Here is a 20,614-nt window from a genome sequence, read left to right as displayed (position 1 = left end):
ACGCAGCATTTGTTTCTGGAAATTATGCTGATTTATGTTGCTGCTGAATTAACTATTGAAAAAGCGGTGAGACTGCATCGTTATTTGTTCTATTCTCCTCGCAATAATAGCCTTTTTTATACTTTCTCTTGGGTTCGTAATTTTTTTGTTATTAATTATAATCCGCTAGCTGTCAGGGTTTAATCACTTTTTAGTTATTTTCTATTGAAAAAACGATTAATATAAACATTTGTCTATAATAATATGTTTTTTGTAAATAAAACATACAAATGTTATGAATAGGGAAACTATTTTATAAATTTGTTATAAATATGGAATGTAAAATTGGTTTTCTTTTAATTCTGTATTAAACACAAAATTCTATAGTCATGAAAAATAATTCTACCTTTTTTAAAGTGACAAGACCTTTATCGTTTTACTTTGAGAATTTTACCAAAACTTTACTCATTGCTTTATTTACTCTTTTTGGGGTTTCTACCAATTTGTATAGTCAGATTGCGGTAAGAGCAAGCGCAACGAATAATAGTACTAATACAGTGCTAACCATTAACAGGCCAGCTGGCTTAGTTAATGGAGATGTTATGTTGGTAAGCATTTCAAAACAAGGTAATATTTTAATTCCACCTTCTTTAACAGGATGGACTCTTGTGGATGGTAGAAGTTTAGAAGGAACAACTTTGCGATATGGCGCAGTTTTATATAAGATAGTTACTGACATTAATATTGAGCCAAATAGTTATGCATTTGCATTGGGTAATAATACGGTTAGTGCTTCAGGTGGAATTGTTGCATTTTCTGGTGTTGATGTTTCAGGAGCAACCCCTTTTGATATGGCTGCAGGTTTGATTTCTGTTCAAGGTAGTCAAACTGGAGTGATTGCAACTTCGTTAACAACTGTTTCACCCAATGCTGCAGTTGTCATGTTAGGACAGGCTGCAGGAAGTAACCGCTCATGGGATAACTGGAGTACAATAACATCTCCAGGTGCACTAAGCGAATTGGTGGATATTCGTCAAGGGGATAATAATGATGGTTCTTCTGTTGGTATAGCGTGGGCACTGAAACCATCAGCAGGACCAACAGGAGCAGGAGTAGCTACATTGTCAGGCGCAGAAAGAAACGGTGGTATCCTGGTAGCATTAAAACCAAAGCCAACTATACCACCAACCATTACTCTTACTACTAATAATATTGCAGCAGGAAACCTCACCCAAAGCACAACAAACAATATTATTTATAGTTTTAGAATTACTACTACTGTAGCAAGTGCTACATTAACTGGCTTAAAAATAACAACTGCTGGCACTTATATTGCAAGTGATGTGCCGAATCTGAAAGTGAGATATTCTGCAGATGCTACTTTAGATGTAGCAGATGCTACTTTGAGTACTTATACCAACCCTGGAGTTACTGGTTCAAAAATTTTTCCAGGTTTTAATAGTCAAACCATTGCAAAAGATGCAACTGGCTACATTTTCATTACCACCGATACGCCTTGCGCTGTTATTGGTAATACGATTTCAGCAAGTGTAGTTCCAGGTGATACTACTTTCTCATTAGGTACCGCTACGGGAACTCCTGCTGCTGGAAATACACAAACTTATATTGCAACTGTGCCAAATAATGTGACAGGAGCGGTTGCGTCTGTAGCCAATGCATCATCATCAGTTTCCTGGACTGCACCAACAGGTTGTTATTCTGAAATAATGATTGTAGTATCTCCCGCTGCAAATACAGGTGGGGCACCAACTGGAAATGGTTCAGTTTACGGAGGTAATTTAACTTATGGTAGTGGTACCAGTTTTGGAAACGGTTTTGTAGCATATAAAGGAACTGCTTCCCCACAAACCATTGTAGGTTTAACAAACGGCACACCATATTTTTATAAAATATTCACCAGAAATGGTACGCTTTGGAGTACGGGTGTAGAGGTTGCTGCTATCCCTTCTTTGCTTTATTGTACACCTACAGGTTCAACAGGATATTATATAACCAATTTTAAAACAACAGGAGGTATTACCAATATTAATAATACTACAGTAAATAGCAATATTTACGGAAATTATACGAGTCAGGTTCTTACTGTTGATGCAGGTGCAGTAATAAATATGGCTATAACTACAAACAGTAATTTCATTCCAGATTTATTTTGGGGGTGGGTAGATTGGAATAGTGATGGAGATTTTAACGATGCCGGAGAGACTATTTTTTCGACAACAATTTATGCAAATAATTATGCCGCAGATTATACAATTCCATATGAGCAGCCTGCAGGTTCATATCGGTTGAGAATTGCAAATAGCGCTAATGGGCAAATTACATCTTGTACAACTGGTGGATATAGTGAATATGAAGACTATACCATTATCATATTGCCCTCAATTCCAATCACTATAACTTCTTCTGCAGCCTTGCCAATTTGCCGGGATCTTTCTACCAGTTTAACTGCAGCAGGAACAGCTGTTCCGCCATTTACCTACACGTGGAGTCCGACTGCAACCTTAGATGTAGCAACGGGTCCGACTGTAGTGGCTACGCCTACTCAAACAACCACTTATACTGTAACAGGGAGAAGCGGAACAAGGACTACTGTCAAAAAAATTGACGTTTCTGTTCGGCCTACTCCAAAGAATTATACCATTCAGCAAACGCTGTCACCAACGGGGTCAACTTCCTGCAGTGAGGATTATGTACAACTTGATATTGTGGGAATGCCTCCTGCTGTTCGATTTGAAGAAAATGGAACACCCTTGAGTTATGGCTGGACAAAATATGGTTTGTCAACTGGAGGTGCTAATCCTGTGAGTTTAGGCGTTGATATGGTATTGTCAAATACGAATCTAGCAGGTGGTACGGCAACTGAGTTTCAATTTGTACGAGTCAATAATGGATATAATAGTGATTGGTATATATGTCCTAATTCTGGATTACCGCAGAATTATCTTCCTATTTCACTAGACGGTTATTCGGCTGCTAATCTCACTTTTAAAAGTAGGTTTCAGGCAAGGAATAATAATTTTACTAGAAATATTTATATGGAAATTTCAACCGATACTACAAACTGGAATATTCTATGGTCAACTCTAGGTATTGGTAATAATGTTGATGTTTCTGTTTCTCCTATAGTAGATTTATCATTTTACGCAGGTTCTACGGTTTATATTAGATTTAGATATTCTGGAGACAGTGACGGCTTAAATACCTGGTCACTTGATAATATTAAAATTGCAGGAACTATTCCTCCTGTAGTATGGTCACCCAATGCCGGACTTTATACCGATGTTTCTTTAACTGTACCTTACAGCGGTGGAAATGTTAGTACGCTTTATGCTGCGCCAAACGGTTCGCAATTGTATACGTTAAGTACAAGTATTTCCCCATGTGCTAAATCTACGACTTCTACAATTGTTCATAACAAGAAAAAATTCACTGCAAATTTAGGTAATTGGTCTGTCGATAATAACTGGTTGCCTTTAGGTGCACCATTAAGCCCAACTTATACGGATGATCGATGTATAAACATTCCGAACGGTAAAAATGTGGTTGTAAATGTTCCTACCGCAATAGCGAAATCTCTTACAGTTGATTCAGGTGGTAAACTGACCATCAATCCAAACCAGACCTTAACCGTAACCGATGCAATTATCAATAATGCTGGTGATGCGAATTTTGTTGTGCAGAGCGATGGAAATCTACTCCAAATAAATCCTTCCAAATTAATTAACAGCGGAAATATCACCGCAGAGCGCAGTGTGACCAATATCGATTACAATCCAGGAACTTTTATCGATTATGTGTACTGGAGTTCTCCGGTTGCAGGTCAGCAAACAAAAGGGGCAGGTGGTTTTTCACCAGGTACGCCGAATAACCGGTTTTATGATTACAGAGAATCTAATGACCGGTTTTATGAAACACCGGATCTGACCTTTACTGCTGCGAAAGGTTATGCAGTACAGGCAGAAACTAACTTAGGTACTTCTTACGGAAAAACATATATGTTTAAAGGGGCGCCAAATAATGGAGATTTCAGTATTGCACTTACTAAATCCGCAGATAATCCTGTTGGAGTGGTTCATGGTTATAATTTAATTGGGAACCCTTATCCATCAAATATTGATTTTAATGAATTGTATTTGGGAAATTCAGCCTTGATTTATAACAGCGCCTGGTTCTGGACCAATATCTCTTATGAACAGTACCAAATGGGTTATGGGTATGGTGGCAATAATTATGCAGTGCTTAATGGAACTGGTGGAGTGCCGTATACCGCAAATGGTAAGGTGAGTGTTGGGCAGGGATTTATCGTTCAAGCCAAAGCAAATGGCACCCTTACTTTTAAAAACTCTTATTCTTCTGGCCATGATTTAAGAGTAGGTTCTTCGGCAACTTTCTTCCAGAAAGAGAATGCGGCGAAAAATAGATTTTGGATTAATTTAACCGCACCTTCGCAAATCGTTAATTCACAGTTAATTGGTTATGTGGTAGGAGCAACTAATGATTATGAGCAGGATTATGATGCGGAAGCGTTTGATAACTATTCAGATTTGTTTTACTCTATCTTGCCTGATAAAAAATTGTTGATCCAGGGTAAAACTGAACAATTCTCCGTAGAGGATCGAGTTCCAGTGGGTGCCAACTTCTTCCAGAATGGAACTTATGCCATTTCGCTTGGAAATGCGGAAGGTATTTTTGAAGACACTCAAAATATTTACCTTCTGGACAAAGAAACTGGAACGATTACCAATCTGAGTCAGGGTGCTTATGTTTTTACTGCGGTAAAAGGCGATACCAACGGTCGTTTCGAAATTATTTACAAACCGGAAGTTGTTCTGGTCACTGATAGTGCATCGAAAGAAGGAATCGTGGTCTATCGCGATAGTGATAACTTTGTAATCCAGTCGCCAAAATTGATTGCCAAAGTAGAAGTTTATGATGCCTCCGGAAAACTGATGGCAGTTCTGAAACCTAATAAAAAACAGGGAGTTCTGGATGCGTCTGCCATCACCAACGGAATGTATGTGCTGAAAATAACCACCATTGACGGTGAAGTGACGAACAGAAAAATATCCAGATAAACTTTTAATTAAAATCCTCTTCGGAGGATTTTTTTTGTGAACAGTTATAGCGGGAAAGAAGAACCCTACGGTCTCCCCGCCATCCCTCTGCAGAATCCCGATTGTTTTTCCTTCCGCGAGTACTTTTTGTGGTGATTCTGAAACAGTTGACTTATTGGGAATATTTAAACCGATTTTAAAATAATAACGGTTAAAGTATCGGATTCTTTGAAAAAGATTTATATTTGTCCCACACAACACAATGATGATTATAAAAAATAAACAAACACATTTTTTATATGAAATCACATTTGCATTTTCCGACAAGCAAAATATTTATGTTTTGTTTTTACCTTTATGTGCTAATTCTTTCCGGGAGCTTTTTAAAAGCACAAACATGTAATTCGGACATTTCAAACCCCAACGCTTATGGAAGCGGTTCCTGGATTGGACATGTATATGATCATAATGGAAGTGGAAATCCTGTAACCACACCATTTGCCACCTACAAAGGGTATACTACACAGGCAGAGATTTTTGACCAAGTTTGGGGAACTGGAAAACCATCCTGTGCAGCCGGAAATGACAATTTTGCCGTTCGGTATAGAATGAATAAAACTTTTAATCCTGGTAATTACACGTTTACCATTGGTGCTGATGACGGGGTGCGGTTAAGTATTGATGGAGGAAATACTTGGATATTGAGCGACTGGAGTGATCACGGTTATCAAACCACTTCTGTTCGCGTGCCGCTGTCCGGAAATTATAATCTTGTACTGGAATATTATGAGAAAGGAGGCGACGCAAGGGTTTCTTTTAATTATACAACAGTTTCTACGACTGACTATAATATGCCCAGCATGAATACCACCAGTATAATTACGGCATGTACAGGAAGTTTATATGATTCCGGAGGCTCAACTACAGGTTATTCGAATTCAGAAGACCGATCGGTGATTATTAAACCGGGAATTGCTGGGAATTTGGTACAGGTTAGCGGTTCAATTATTGCAGAAAATGGTTTTGACTACCTTACAATTTATGATGGTGAAGGAACAACAGGAACCGTTCTTTGGGGCGGAAAGGCTCATGGTACGGGCAACAGTTGCGGCACATTTACAGTTCCTGTCGTAATGTCTTCATCAGGTTCTCTAACCGTAAGATTTAGGTCGAATGGATCAAATGTTTGTGTTGGTTTTAATTTGTCACTGTCATGCAATTCAACAACAGCCTGCACAGGAACACCTACTGGAGGAATTGCTGTTCTAACGCCTGCTACTGGTGCACCTTCAAGTGCATTCGTCGCAACGGTTACGGGAGGTTCAACTGGTTCTGGTTTATCTTACCAGTGGCAAATTGCAAACAGTTCTGGCGGGCCGTGGACAGATATTTCCGGAGCTACAGGAACTATTGCTAATTTAACAGCAATATCGTTGCAAGGTGCTGTTAAGTATTACAGAAGGAAAATAACCTGTACTAATGGGGGAGCAATTGCCTATTCGCCTTATCAAACTTTCACCACTTCCTCGCCGGTTTATTGTAGCCCGACCGCCAGTAATCCAAATGGATTATATATCAACAGTTTTAAGTTTGTGGGGACCTTAAATGACCAACCGGCAAACATTACGGTTGCAAATGGGACAGGTTATGCTGACTTTACCGCGCTTACCCCTACTGAACAGCCAGATGGATCGGTGATGAATGTTGTTGCAAGCGCGCTTGGTACTCAATTAACGGGAAAATGGAAAGCATGGGTAGACTGGAATGGTGATGGCGACTTTGATGATGCCGGGGAGCAAGTATATTCTATGACTAAGTACACTACTGAAGCGCTCACGTTTGGATTCATCATTCCCACGGGTCAGGCACCAGGTAAGTACCGTTTCAGAATTAGGGCAAGCAAAGGAGCGGCAACAAATTTTGGACCTTGTACTAATTTTTCGGACGGTGATACGGAAGACTATTCTTTTATAGTAAAATATAACTGTCCTGCGACAGTAACTGCAATTAATACCGATACGGTTCTACACGGTCACCGTTGCGGATCCGGATCGGTAATGCTTTCAGCAGCTGGTAATGGTGTAAGTTACAATTGGTATGATTCTCCAACTTCAATTACACCTGTTGCGACAGGAAGCACTTATTACACGCCAAGCATCTCAGCCACGACTATTTATTATGTTACAGCAGTAAGCTCAGGTGGTTGCGAATCAGCATACCATACTCCAGTTCCTGCGCGTATAGATCCGTCTCCAGTGGTCACATTGTCGAGCGCACCATCTATCTGTGGAGCGGAAACATCCAGTTTTCTGATTACTGGATCGGGAGACAAGTTTGAAGATATTATATTAAATGAAAAGTTTGATAGTGGAACAGGAACCTTTTCCAAAAGTACTTCAGGCACAGGTTATTATACTGGTGTTGCGGGCAATTGGCAAAACAGGCCAAGTCCATTTATTCCTCCGACAACCGCAACTCCACCTACAGATCCATATGAAGGTTTAGCCCCAGCGTTGCAGTCAGGATATTTTGGAGGAAACTATGCAGCAATAGTTACAGATATCAATAGATCAACTCCTATTCTCAATTATCTTACTTTAACAAACAGCATCGATATCAACGGTTTTCAAAATTTGAAACTGGATTATGACCTCTATTATTTTTCTGTCACCAACAGAGAAAAATACGGCTACGTTAAAGTAGAATATTCTAAAGATAATGGTGGTACATGGATTACACTCCGTACAATAACTACAGAACAGGGAAATCCAAGTAATTGGGCAAAGCTCAGTGAAACGATTCCAGGTCCTTTTAATACCGCACAGTTTAAAATACGTTTTGTTCTTTATTCGGCGTTTCTAGATAGTGCTGATACGACGGTGACGCCGAATGAGCCGCCAGGGTGGAAAGAAAGCATCGCGGCAGTAGATAACGTAAGGATTTACGGAGATAAACCGCTGACTACTCCTTTTAAATGGTCAGGTGCACCTGGAATTTTTTATCAGGCAGACTGTACGTCCGCTTTAGGAAGTGGTGCTTCCAATACCGTATGCGTAAAACCATCGGCATCGCAGATAGAAAGTGATATTTCTTGGAATCTAACAGCTTCCGCATCTTTTAGTAACGGATGTCCTGCAACCGCTTCAGTTGTAATCACTAACAACTCTAAAGTTTACAATACCACTACCTCTACAGACTGGAACATTGCAGCCAACTGGAAACCGGATAATTTAGTTCCAGATGCAACAAAATGCGTCATCATTAAAAAACCAGTATTCCTTTCAACTGGTGACGGAAGTGCCAAAAATGTCACCATAGAACCAGGCGGTACCTTAACCATCAATAAAGACAGAACATTAATAGTTACCGATTACATTAAAAATAATACCACGGTTGATAATGCGAAAAATTTTGTGGTAGAAAGCGATGGGAATGTAATTCAATTCAATAATGGTGCTGCGAACAGTGGAAACATGACGGCGAAAAGGGAAGTGAAAAATCTCCGCTACATACCGGGCACAGCAGTTGACTATGTCTATTGGAGTTCGCCAGTAAGTGGGCAAACAACAAAAGGTCCCGGTGGATTTTCACCTAATACCCCAAATAATACGTTCTTTTATTATAGAGAATCCAATGACCGGTTTTACGAAACTGGAGATCCTACCTTTACTCCAGGAAGAGGGTACGCTGTGCGTGCTGAAGGTGTTGGTACTACGCCAACTACTTACACAAAAACCTATGAGTTTAAAGGAACGCCGAACAACGGAAATATCTCGTATCCAATTATAAAATCTGCAGATAACCCTACGGGAGTTGTCCACGGTTATAACTTGGTTGGGAATCCGTATCCGTCCAATATTGATTTTAATGAACTTTATCTCGGTAATCTTAATGGGGATTTAATTTATAACACTGCTTGGTTTTGGACGAATAATATATATACCCCTTCTCAAATGGGTTCTAATTATGGGGGGAATAATTATGCTATTTTCAACGGAACTGGAGGAGTTGGTGCGACTGCTCCTTATACAGGAGGACTTACACCCAATGGTATTATAAAAGTGGGCCAGGCTTTTATCGTTCAGAAAAAAGAACCAGGAACGGCTCCTTTAGAATTTAGAAATACGTACGGTGATGAGCATGATTTACGCAAAACAGGAACTGAATCTATTTTCTTCCAAAAAAATAATAGTGGTAAAAATAAATTCTGGATCAGTTTAATAGGTCCTGCACAAATGGTCAATTCTCAACTTATTGGTTATGTGTCTGGAGCAACGAATGGTTACGAACAGGATTTTGATGCAGAAGCATTTGACGACTATTCCGATTTGTTTTATTCGGTACTGGAGGGCAAAAAATTAGTTATTCAAGGGAAGAGCGATGCATTTACAGTAGAAGATCGTGTGCCTCTTGGTGCCAATTTCTACCAAAACGGTGCCTACACTATTTCACTTGACAATACTGAGGGAATCTTTAATACAGGTCAAACAATTTATCTGAAAGACAAGCAAGCCGGTATTACGGCTAATTTATCTGAAGGCAGTTACACTTTTCAGGCAACCAAAGGCTTAAGCAATGGTCGCTTCGAGATTGTATATCAACCAGAAATCGTTTTGGTAACCGATAGTAAAGTGAAAAATGGAGTAGAAGTGTACCGTGACAGTGGTGACTTTGTAGTAAAAGCGCAAAATAAAAAAATCACGGCGATTCAGGTATTTGATGCTTCGGGGAGATTGGTTTATTCTGTAAGTCCAAACAGTTTGCAAACGGTAATCCCTGCCGGGAAGTTATTGAACAGTATGTATGTTTTAAAGATTGACCAGGGCGGAATCATCACCACCAGAAAAATCATCAAATAAAGAAAAGGACTTTACTCCTCTGTAAAGCCAGACATTTGTCTGGCTTTTTGCTAAGGTCTTTCTTGCAGTTTCCTTCGGGACTCCTTCGGGAAGCCTTGCCAAAAACACCCTTTTTCGGGAACAATTGGCCACCGCTCCGCAAGGATTCCGCACCAAAGTTGATTTATAAGAAGACATGAACGAACAAAGAGTGACATTGACTGAGCTTTAATTCCCTTAAGAGATTTCTGTAATTATCATCGGTATCCTTTCGCTTTGTTTTGGCGTGAAAAACACCGGTGGAAAAATAGCAAACACGAACATCTTTTTACACGATTTAACAGCCTTTTCTTTTTTTTAATTCTTCTTAAAAGAGGATTTTAAAACAAACAGACCTTATTGCTTTAGTCAACAATACGTATCATTGGTTCAAAAAAAGGAGAATGATGATAAACCTTTTAACTGTAAATACACTAATGTATAGTTCATTTAGGATTATCATTTATAAGTGTATAGTTATATCAGGATTTATCTATTAATCTGTATATAGTTATTTCAGGACGGGTCAGCCCAATTTATACTTCATAGATCCTCCCTGGATAAAGCATGAATAAAGCATGGATAGTTCATGAGGAGTTCATGAGATCAATCTCTGAAAAAATAAAATTTTTACAAAAAAAACCTCACCAGGTACCAACAAATATTTAAGAGGATATTCTAAATACTTAGAAGACTCCTGGCAAGTCTTTTATTTACCTAGTTCCTAATTTTGTTCGGCTTTTTTGATCTCTCATTCAACTTTTATATTTTCTTTGACGTTTAAGAATGATTATTAAATCAGAAAAAACAAAAAAAACCTATGTTGCGTTTGGTGACATTCGCAAAAATAAAGATAAGGAACTGAGATTTTATAATGTGTAAAAGGTGATTAATAGATGGGTTTTTCTAAATGATCATACCATGTATTTCAAATTTAAATCAGTTCTCGTTTCTTAATATATTGAACTTCAACCTTTGAGGTAAGTGTTTTTTTTAAAGATAGATTTTATTTATCTGAAAAATATTCTTAGATTTGCTTCAAGGTCATGTAATAGATAGATTCTATTTATTGCTGATTTTATAAAACACAAACACACAAAACACAACCTGATGAAAAAATTAATGCAACTTTTGTATGCATTGCCGTATCGTGCAATGTCATCTTCTCCACCCATTCCATACCGTTTTACAGATTTAATTAAACCTTAATTTTTCATTAAGGAAGAATTTTCGTGTTGTTATCCCTCAGATTTAAGGGGGAGTATCGGCGGCGAAGAATTCCTGTATCCTCTACCTGGCAAAAAATCATTGATTCCCTATCAACAGGATCACTATTTTTTTGAAGTTCTGAATAATAAAAAACACAAATATTATGAAAAAGAAATTACTAATTTTATGGGCGTTACTGTTTGGGATCTTCTCATATTCACAAACGACAATAGTAACGCAGTTTAATTTTAATTCTACTGCAACTGCGCTTAATCCTACGGTTAATAATACCATAGGTCTTCCTTTTAATATGAAACTTTTTAATGCTTCTAATGTTCAAACTGCACCTAGTGTAGTTGGAGGGATGCTTGAATTATCAACGGTTCAAGAAGGTTCATATCTTGAATTAGAGTTTAATGCCACGAATTTCTCTGATTTGAATGTAGATTTTTATGGAGAATTGGCAAATACTATTTTTGGATCAGGAAAATGGACCTTACAAGAGTATAATTCTACATCTGGTAACTATACACCTTTAGGATCTTTATCTTTAAATTTTTTAAATAAAGGTAATACATTGAATAGGAATCTAAGTGCAAATGCAAATAATAATCCTTCTGTAAAAATAAGAATAGTAGCTGAAGAGATTGATCAACTTATTTTAGCTTCTAAATTACGACTAGATAACCTTGTTATAACAAGTAAAAGCCCTAAAATTAATGTATTTGGATATAATACATCTAATGCTTTGCAGCAGATTGTGGTAAATGCACCCGCTGCAACTTCGTACGGAACTGATTTTGGTATCGTGGTTACAGAGAATCCTGCCGCGGCAACAAGAACTTTTAGAATTTCAAATACAGGTACGGCTGCTTTACAAATTTCAAGCATCAATTTTACTGGCGATAACCCTGACGATTTTTCATGGGTGACTAATCCAGCGACACCTGTGCCAATTCCTGTCCCAACTAATCCTATCAATTCCTTACCGATAACTATAAATACAGGGGCGTATAAAGAATTTATTGTAAAATTTAATCCGTCTGAGGAAGGCAAACGCTCTGCACTATTGAATATTTCCTCAAATGCAAACCCGTCTCCTTTTAGTTATTATGTTGAAGGTAGAGGAGCCACTTGTAAGACAGAAGACTTAGTATTAAAGAGAAATACGTTCGAAACATCACAGCCGGCTAGTGAGTTGTTAGCAGCAAATCTCGTTTCAGGTACTTTTAATATAATTTCAGGCAATTCTATGGCTAATAATACTACCAATTCAAATAATTTAGGAAGTGGAAATGGAACACGTCTTTATTGTCAAGTAGATACTAATTTTCCACTGTATACTTCATCCAATAAATCTTGGTATGTCAGAAATTCTACATCCACCATGGAGTTTGGACCAGTTAATGTCGCTAATGAAAAAGGGGTTTATATCTCGTTTAATCTTGCTGCTTTTTCTACTGCTATAGGCACAGATTTTAATACTAATGATTATGTAGAATTGCAGGTTTTAAAACCAGGAACTACGGGAGCAGCACCTAGCGACTGGTCACCTGAATTAAGAGTTAGGGGAGGTACTGCGTCAAATGGAAATTCAAGATACTCGTTCAATGGAGGTGCAACTGCAACTACTTTATATGATGGAGATAATACTGCTGTTTTATTTACGAATGGAAATAACTTGGCAAGTAAACATGCAAAAGTTCAATTAAAGTTACCTGGAACTGCCAATTTTCAGAATGTGATTTTTAGAATTGTTGCTTCTAATGGCAGTGATGAAAAACTGTGGCTGATTGATGATGTTGCGGTGTATTCTGCAAATGCAGTATTCAGAACATATAAGGCAGATGGAACATGGCGCGATTCGGGGAACAATATTGTTGCAGTTCCTAACGAAGCAACACAAACCTATAAAAATTTCAAAGCAATTTTTGAAAATACCTATACTGTTCCTCCAACAGGTATAACGATTTGCGAATGTGAAGTTAAAGAGGGTGTTAGTTTAACAATTCCAGCAAATACAAAACTTACTGTACAAAGAGGAATTATCAACAACGGCAACGGCAGTAATTTCATCATCAACGACGGCGGTAATTTACTTCAGGTTGAAGATGGTGCAGAAAACACCGGAAACATCACTGCGCAGAAAGTATTCACTTTCTCCTCTGGAAGACAGCAGTATAACTTTGTTTCTTCGCCAACGGTGGATACCAATGTGAAATCTATTTATACCGGAGTTTTAGATAATTCGCTCTCGGCATTGTATTATATCGAGTCCAATGACCGTTTCGGGGTTTCTGGGGGAAATTATATTGCAGGCAGAGCTTTAGCACTTAAAGAAAAAAGTACCGGTACCGAAGGAGGAACATCTGGAAATCCGGCTAAGTTTCAAGGAGTGCCTTTTAATGGCATTGTTAATTATCCTTTGGCTTTTACTGATGTTACGCATGGTTATAATCTTGTCGGTAATCCATATCCTTCTAATTTGGATATGGAAAATCTATATAATTCTAACACTACGAAAATAGATGCTACTTTTTATTTTTGGGATAACCGAGGAAATACACAATACACTCAACAAGGTTCAGGGTATTCTGGTGACAATTATGCTAAGTATAATGCGGTAGCTGCAACTGGTACAGGATCAGGAACAAAGGCAACTGGTGCTCCAGATGCAACAAGAGTTCCTAATCGCTATGTTAAAGTAGGAACTGGATTTTTAGTACAAGCAAAAAGTGCAGGGAAAACATTGGATTTTAATAATACGATGAGAAGTTCAAATAATTCTGGTCCTGGATTCTTAGGAAAATCAACTCAAAACGAAATGAAAGATCGGTATTGGCTTACTTTGAAAACACCAACGGATATGGAATTTATGAACGCCGTGGTTTATCTTCCTAATGGAAGCAAAGCAATAGGTCCGGAAGATACTGAAACCTTTGGCGGATCAGATGATATCTTCACCATCGTTAATGATAAAAATTTGAATATTCAAGGTAGGGATCAATTTGAAATCAATGATCGATTAGATTTAGGAGTTTCATTGTTTCAAACAGGAATGCATACGATTTCAATTTATGATGCAGAAGGAATCTTTGCCAATGGGCAATCCATTTACCTGAAAGACAAACTCACCGGAACCATCACCAATCTTTCACAAGGTTCTTATACTTTCGAAGCCAACAAAGGGGTAACTAACGCACGCTTTGAGATTATTTACAAACCTGAAACTGTTTTGGTAACCGACAGTAAAGTAAAAGATGCGATAGTCGTTTACCGCGACAGTGATCATTTCGTAGTTAAAGCTCCGAAAATCATTGCGACCGTAGAAGTCTACGATCTTTCCGGAAAAATGATTACGGTTTTGAAAGCCAATAGTAATCTGGCTGTTTTAAATGCCGCTTTCTTTACAAAAGGAATGTATGTTTTAAGAATTAAAACTATTGATGGTGAAATCACCAACAAGAAAATCGTGAAACAATAAATTTATGGATGGAATGTTGTTTTCGTGGTTTATTGAAACTGTACCATTCAACTCTAATGATTAGGAATATATCAAAAAATCCTCTTCGGAGGATTTTTTTGTGCTTGTCATTCTGTATAATATGAGTGTTGTATTATGGTATTTATTAAAAAATTTAAAATAGATATTAAGTAAAAAGGCGACTGAAAGCTTATGTGCGGATACTGAAATCAAATGATTCCAAAATTCATGAGATTGAGGTTTGCTATATAACTATTCGAATTGTACCATAAAGTTAAAGGTTTAAGTACATAAGTTAAAATAAATGCTTTATCAATAGCAAATGTTCTGTATATTTTCAAGATTAATAGAAATAATGCAGTGACTATTAAAAAAAAATATTAAAGTAATCCATTGTGTTTTGTATATTTGTCGTAATTAAATAATTTTAAGCACTTTCGGGAGCATTAAGAATTAACAGTTTTACTAATGAAAAGATTTTTGCTTCTCACTTTTTTCTGTTTCTTTACCATCGTTTTTGCGCAGGATAACACGAATCGCTTTGATGATGATTCACAATCTGCCTTTGAAAATACGAACAGAGAAACTGCGGATCCTAAAAATGAAGGTCCAATTGCGAATAAAAACCCAGGTAATCCAGGTGCTCCAGTTCCTATTGATCAATATGCCGCAGGCTTATTAATAACCGCCTTAGGGATCATTGTTTATACAACACGCAGAAAACGAAATTTGCTATCCTAAACTAATAACCTTTAAAATACGTTTTCCTACTAAACGTTTTTTAGCCAAATAGCATTTTATTCATGTATCGAAACGCGATAAAACCATTGTCAGACTTCGTAATCGCAGGTGTTCTTCTGTTGATTTTACTACCCGTATTTCTGGTAATCATGGTTTTGTTGTGCATTTGTAATAATGGAAATCCATTTTTTGTACAAAAAAGACCGGGTAAAAATGGGGTTATATTTCATATCATCAAATTCAAAACCATGAATGATATGAAATGTGAAAATGGGATATTGCTTTCTGATTATCATCGCCTAACCTTTATGGGGAAGGTGGTGCGTAAAACCTCTCTGGATGAACTCCCCCAACTAATTAATGTCTTAAAAGGTGAAATGAGTTTGATAGGACCAAGACCCCTCTTGCCAGAGTATCTGGAATTGTATAATGATGAACAGAAAAGACGACATGCAGTGAAACCAGGAATTACGGGCTGGGCACAAGTGAATGGTCGCAACGCACTATCTTGGGAAGAGAAATTTCAATTTGATGTAGAATATGTTGAAAAAGTTTCAGCACAACTCGATGCTAAAATAGTTTTGGTAACTCTGGAAAAAGTACTGAGAAGACATGGCGTGAATGCCAATAACTTTATGACCATGGACGCTTTTAAAGGAAATGCAGCATGATATTGTATGGCGCCAGAGGGCAGGCAAAGGTGATTTATGATCTGATTCTGTCTAATAATCAATTGTTGGAATATCTGGTTGATGATCATCCACCCGCCACCTTCCCTCACCATCTTGAAGTATTTTTACCGACCAAAGAACTTCTTCTAAATAAAAAAGTTATTATCGCTGTTGGTGATAATAAGATCCGGGAGAAAATCTACCATGAAATAAAAGAATGGTGCGAATTTGAAACTATGGAGCATCACAGTGCTTATGTGTCTCGTTTTGTTGAAATAGGGCAGGGCACCGTAATCATGCCGAAAGTCTGCATAAATGCTGAAGTGAAAATTGGCATGCACTGTATCATCAATACCGCAAGCGTCATCGAACATGAATCAGTGATTGAGGATTTTGTACATATTTCACCCAATGCTGCTCTGGCTGGCAATATCCTTATTAAAAAGGGAGCGCATATTGGTTTAGGAGCCAATGTCATTCAAGGGGTTACAGTCGGTGAGAATGCTATAGTTGGTGCTGGTACGGTGGTGTTAACAGATGTTCCCGATTATGCAGTAGTTGTAGGAAATCCCGGAAGAATTGTTAGATTTGTTGGAGAAGAAAAATAATGGATAAAAAAATATGGCTTTCGTCCCCACACATGGGTGGAGGTGAGATGAAATATATTCAGCAGGCTTTTGATGAGAACTGGATTGCACCTTTGGGACCGAATGTAAATGGTCTTGAAAGTGATCTGGAAGCCTTTTTAGGAGAAGATGTTTATGTGGCTGCTTTAAGTTCTGGTACCGCTGCGTTGCATATGTCATTGATTTTATTAGGGGTAGAAACTGGTGATTATGTAATCTGCCAAAGTTTGACGTTCTCCGCTTCTGCCAATCCAATTATTTACATGGGAGCCCATCCGATTTTTGTCGATAGCGAAAAGGATACCTGGAATCTTTGTCCGAACGCCGTAGAAGATGCGATTAAGTTCGGGATTTCAAAAGGTAAAAAACCTAGAGCCATTATCACCGTTAGCCTTTACGGAATGCCATACAAGACAGAAGAAATCAGTGAGATTTCTAAACGCTATGATATTCCAGTTATTGAAGACAGCGCCGAAGCGCTTGGAAGTAGTTATAAAAATCAGAAATGTGGGACTTTTGGTGATCTTGCGGTTATAAGTTTCAATGGCAATAAGATCATTACAACGTCTGGTGGTGGCTGTCTTATTCTAAAAAATAAAGAATTTAAAAATAAAGCCGTTTTCCTGTCAACCCAAGCTAAAGATGAAGCGCCACATTATGAGCATACCAATATCGGGTATAATTACCGTATGAGTAATATTTGCGCAGGAATCGGCAGAGGACAAATGGAAGCTTTAAACGAACGTGTTTCGCAAAGACGCGCTAACCATCAATTTTATAAAGACTTGTTTCAAAACAGTGAAATGTTTACGCTGCACACAGAGCCGAATTCTGATTATTTTTCCAACCATTGGTTAAGTGTAGTTTGTCTTTCTCCGCAGGTTGAAATTACCAGAGCAGCATTAATTCAGAAATTTACTGAGAAAAATATAGAAACACGTCCTATCTGGAAGCCCATGCATCTGCAGCCAGTTTTCAAAAATGCCGCATATTTTGGCTCTGACTTATCGGAAAAATTATTTTTTAAAGGACTTTGCTTACCATCCGGTTCCAATTTAACAAATGTCGATAAAGATAGAATTAAATCTGTCTTTAATGAGATGCTTTAATAATATAAAATGTCACCTATTTAGCATAAAATTTGTAAATTTGCGTAATCTTAAAATTAGCTAATGATACAACTATCGTAGAAGTATGAACGTTTATTTTAATTGATTATTTAAAAATGAATATTCGTAGAAGCATAAACAAAAAAATATATAGTGGTGATAATTTGATGAGTATTTCAGATGTTCGGTATTTGCCCAGGTGGGTTATTCTGATTATCGATATTTGTTTTGTTGCATTGGCAATTTACTTTTCCTGTTACATCATAGAAAAGTTGAGTTTTAGTTCATCACCTGTTTTCCGAGAAGGTAATGTGATTTTTTTGCTGATTATGGTAGTCAGCGTGATTTCTATGTTTGCATTTCGAACCTACGCAGGGATTATTCGACATTCCACTTTTATTGATCTGTTCAAATTATTTCTGGCAATTTTCAGCACTACTGTTATCGTCGGTGCAATCAGTTTTTTATATTATATAAAGACTGGTGAGCGGATAATCTATATGTCGGTGCCTTTTCTCGTGATTTTTTTTACTGCTTCTTTTATGTTGCTGTTTTTATTCCGGTTGGTTGTAAAGGAGTTTTTTCACTTTGCCCGGGAGTTTAGAAGAAGTGCTTCGCGCAAAAGAATCTTAGTATTAGGTATTGATGAGCAGTCTGTAGCGATAGCACGTGCAGTATTAGATAATCCAAATTTGCCCTATCTGGTAGTCGGTTTTTTGACACAGCGACATGATTCTCAAAGAGCGAGTTTATTAGGCAAACCTATTTACACAAAGGAAAAAATTGAGAAAAACTCCAAAGAGGATTTAGTCTTAGATGGGGTATTGATCATGAGTGAATTGATGACCAAGGATGAAATAAATTATTGGGTTAATTTATTTCTCGAAAAGGACTTGCAAATCTTTAAAGCACCTTCTTTGCAAAAACTGCAAAGTAACGACCAGGAAGCGACTATAAAAACGTTACAGATAGAAGATTTACTAAACCGTAAGCCTATTAAAATAGAAAACGAAGATGTAAAGCAAAGGCATCATAATAAAACCATTCTTATTACTGGTGGTGCAGGCTCTATTGGTAGTGAAATTGTAAGACAGGTTGCCTTATTTAATCCCACATTAATCGTGGTTTTGGATCAGGCAGAAACACCACTTTATGAAATCGAGATGGAAATGAGAAATACTTTCCCAATGATTTCTTTTAAGTTTGTTTTGGCTGATATTTCTAACAGGCATCGTGTTGAGCCTCTCTTTCAGAAATACCATTTTTCTATGGTTTACCATGCTGCTGCCTATAAACATGTTCCTTTGATTGAAGAAAATCCACATGAAGCAATCCTAGTGAATATATTAGGGACAAAAAATTTGGCTACATTAGCTTCTCAATATAAAGTAAACCGTTTTGTAATGGTTTCTACCGATAAGGCAGTGAAGCCGACGAATGTGATGGGAGCCTCTAAAAGAACAGCTGAACTTTTTGTGCAAGCCCTTCAGGATACTGAAAATAATGTTACTAAATTTATAACCACCCGTTTCGGAAATGTTTTAGGTTCTAATGGGTCTGTAATTCCACACTTTAAAAAGCAAATCGAAAAGGGAGGTCCGATAACAATTACCCATCCAGATATTACCCGCTATTTCATGACGATTCCTGAGGCTTGTGATTTAGTTCTACAAGCGGGAACCATGGGTCAAGGTGGTGAGATCTATGTTTTTGATATGGGCGAGCCAGTGAAGATTGTGGACTTGGCACACCGGATGATTAAACTTTCGGGGCTTGAACCTCATGTTGATATTCGAATTGTTTACACGGGCTTACGTCCGGGAGAGAAATTGTATGAAGAACTTTTAAGTGACGATGCCACCACAATGCAGACTCATCATGAAAAAATCCTGATTTCTAAAGATCCGGTCATGGATTATGTTCGCATCGAAAAATATTGTAACCATATTGTTAAAGCTGCATTGAGGAGAGAAAAAGTTGAAGTCGTACAGATTTTAAAAGAAATCGTCCCAGAATTCAAAAGCAACAATTCTGTTTACGAACTTTTGGATAAGTAATATAGAATTGTATATTTGCAAACTTTACATTTAAACGGTACTCATGAATAAAAATACATTTGGTCTTCTTTTTTTAATAGTCCTTACCCTTACTTCTTGTAAAACCAAGGAAAAAGCAAGTGAACTGAATTACATGCAAAATGTGGAGCAGGTTGCTACTGAAACGTCTCTAAAAAACGCCTTAAACACTATCCAGAAAGGAGATCAGTTGGTTGTTTTTGTGAGTGCTGAAAATATGGAGGTCGTAAAACCCTTTAACAATACAGAAAAAGTATATTTGGTAGATTCTGATGGAAATATTGATTTCCCTGTTCTTGGGAAATTGTCGGTAGAAGGAAAAACACTGGAAGAATTCCGTAAAGAATTTACAGGAGATCTTACTCACTATATTAAGAATCCTACTGTTTCTGTAAAATTGGCCAACTTCAAAGTGACTTTCTTGGGAGAAGTTGCACGTCCAGGACAAATTTCTATTCCCGAAGGACAAACTACTTTGCTGAATGCATTGGGTTTAGTAGGTGATGTAACGATGTATGCTAAAAGAGATGATATTCTTCTTGTGAGAAATGTTAATGGTACTATCGAAAAGGCAAGAATTAATTTGATGGATGCGAATTTCATTAACTCCCCTTATTTTCAGCTTAAGCAGAACGATGTAATCTATGTTTCTGCAAATGAAAATAAAGAGAAAATAGCACGCCAAGATCCGAATACAGGGATTTATATGGCAGTAGCAGGTATGGTGATTGGATTGGCGGGGATTTTCATTACAATATTTAAATAGTT

Annotated in this window: 9 protein-coding genes; all 9 read left to right on the top strand. The window is 37.5% G+C overall.

Annotated features, from left to right (window positions below; genetic code table 11):
• Positions 1–368 precede the first annotated feature (368 nt).
• The 9 genes from PUH65_RS07530 to PUH65_RS07490 all read left to right on the top strand — a co-directional run bounded on the left by PUH65_RS07530 (position 369) and on the right by PUH65_RS07490 (position 20,612).
• A complete protein-coding gene (locus PUH65_RS07530; protein WP_305519285.1) occupies positions 369–5,075 on the top strand; it encodes a GEVED domain-containing protein in 4,707 nt (1,568 codons plus the stop codon).
• A 317-nt stretch (positions 5,076–5,392) separates the two neighbouring features.
• Complete coding sequence (locus tag PUH65_RS07525) at positions 5,393–9,913, top strand: GEVED domain-containing protein (RefSeq protein WP_305519284.1); 4,521 nt, start codon at positions 5,393–5,395, stop codon at positions 9,911–9,913.
• Between the two features lie 1,390 nt (positions 9,914–11,303).
• Entirely contained in the window at positions 11,304–14,624 is a 3,321-nt protein-coding gene (locus PUH65_RS07520; protein WP_305519282.1) for a choice-of-anchor D domain-containing protein, read from the top strand.
• Between the two features lie 468 nt (positions 14,625–15,092).
• Complete coding sequence (locus PUH65_RS07515) at positions 15,093–15,365, top strand: hypothetical protein (protein ID WP_305519280.1); 273 nt, start codon at positions 15,093–15,095, stop codon at positions 15,363–15,365.
• A gap of 62 nt (positions 15,366–15,427) precedes the next feature.
• Complete coding sequence (locus PUH65_RS07510) at positions 15,428–16,036, top strand: sugar transferase (protein WP_305519279.1); 609 nt, start codon at positions 15,428–15,430, stop codon at positions 16,034–16,036.
• The gene (locus PUH65_RS07505) at positions 16,033–16,644 is read left to right on the top strand and encodes an acetyltransferase (RefSeq protein WP_305519278.1); all 612 of its coding nucleotides are present in this window, start codon (positions 16,033–16,035) and stop codon (positions 16,642–16,644) included. The genes PUH65_RS07510 and PUH65_RS07505 overlap by 4 nt, the downstream gene beginning before the upstream one ends.
• Positions 16,644–17,771, top strand: a complete 1,128-nt coding sequence (locus PUH65_RS07500; protein WP_305519277.1) for a DegT/DnrJ/EryC1/StrS aminotransferase family protein — start codon at positions 16,644–16,646, stop codon at positions 17,769–17,771. Before PUH65_RS07505 ends, PUH65_RS07500 begins: the two co-directional genes overlap by 1 nt.
• A 116-nt stretch (positions 17,772–17,887) precedes the next feature.
• Positions 17,888–19,828, top strand: coding sequence for a nucleoside-diphosphate sugar epimerase/dehydratase (locus PUH65_RS07495; RefSeq protein WP_305519275.1), 1,941 nt, complete (start codon positions 17,888–17,890; stop codon positions 19,826–19,828).
• 43 nt (positions 19,829–19,871) lie between these two features.
• Positions 19,872–20,612 carry a polysaccharide biosynthesis/export family protein gene (locus tag PUH65_RS07490; RefSeq protein ID WP_305519273.1) on the top strand — a complete coding sequence of 247 codons (741 nt, stop codon included), beginning with the start codon at positions 19,872–19,874 and terminating at the stop codon, positions 20,610–20,612.
• Positions 20,613–20,614: the final 2 nt, after the last annotated feature.

Source organism: Kaistella sp. SH40-3 (assembly GCF_030686865.1).
Lineage (GTDB): Bacteria > Bacteroidota > Bacteroidia > Flavobacteriales > Weeksellaceae > Kaistella.
Note: the sequence above shows the minus strand (reverse complement) of the source record. Positions and strands in the feature narration are given on the sequence as shown.

Coding starts and splice junctions, on each gene's coding strand:
- PUH65_RS07530 (WP_305519285.1), top strand. CDS start 369: ATGAAAAATAATTCTACCTTTTTTAAAGTGACAAGACCTTTATCGTTT.
- PUH65_RS07525 (WP_305519284.1), top strand. CDS start 5,393: ATGTTTTGTTTTTACCTTTATGTGCTAATTCTTTCCGGGAGCTTTTTA.
- PUH65_RS07520 (WP_305519282.1), top strand. CDS start 11,304: ATGAAAAAGAAATTACTAATTTTATGGGCGTTACTGTTTGGGATCTTC.
- PUH65_RS07515 (WP_305519280.1), top strand. CDS start 15,093: ATGAAAAGATTTTTGCTTCTCACTTTTTTCTGTTTCTTTACCATCGTT.
- PUH65_RS07510 (WP_305519279.1), top strand. CDS start 15,428: ATGTATCGAAACGCGATAAAACCATTGTCAGACTTCGTAATCGCAGGT.
- PUH65_RS07505 (WP_305519278.1), top strand. CDS start 16,033: ATGATATTGTATGGCGCCAGAGGGCAGGCAAAGGTGATTTATGATCTG.
- PUH65_RS07500 (WP_305519277.1), top strand. CDS start 16,644: ATGGATAAAAAAATATGGCTTTCGTCCCCACACATGGGTGGAGGTGAG.
- PUH65_RS07495 (WP_305519275.1), top strand. CDS start 17,888: ATGAATATTCGTAGAAGCATAAACAAAAAAATATATAGTGGTGATAAT.
- PUH65_RS07490 (WP_305519273.1), top strand. CDS start 19,872: ATGAATAAAAATACATTTGGTCTTCTTTTTTTAATAGTCCTTACCCTT.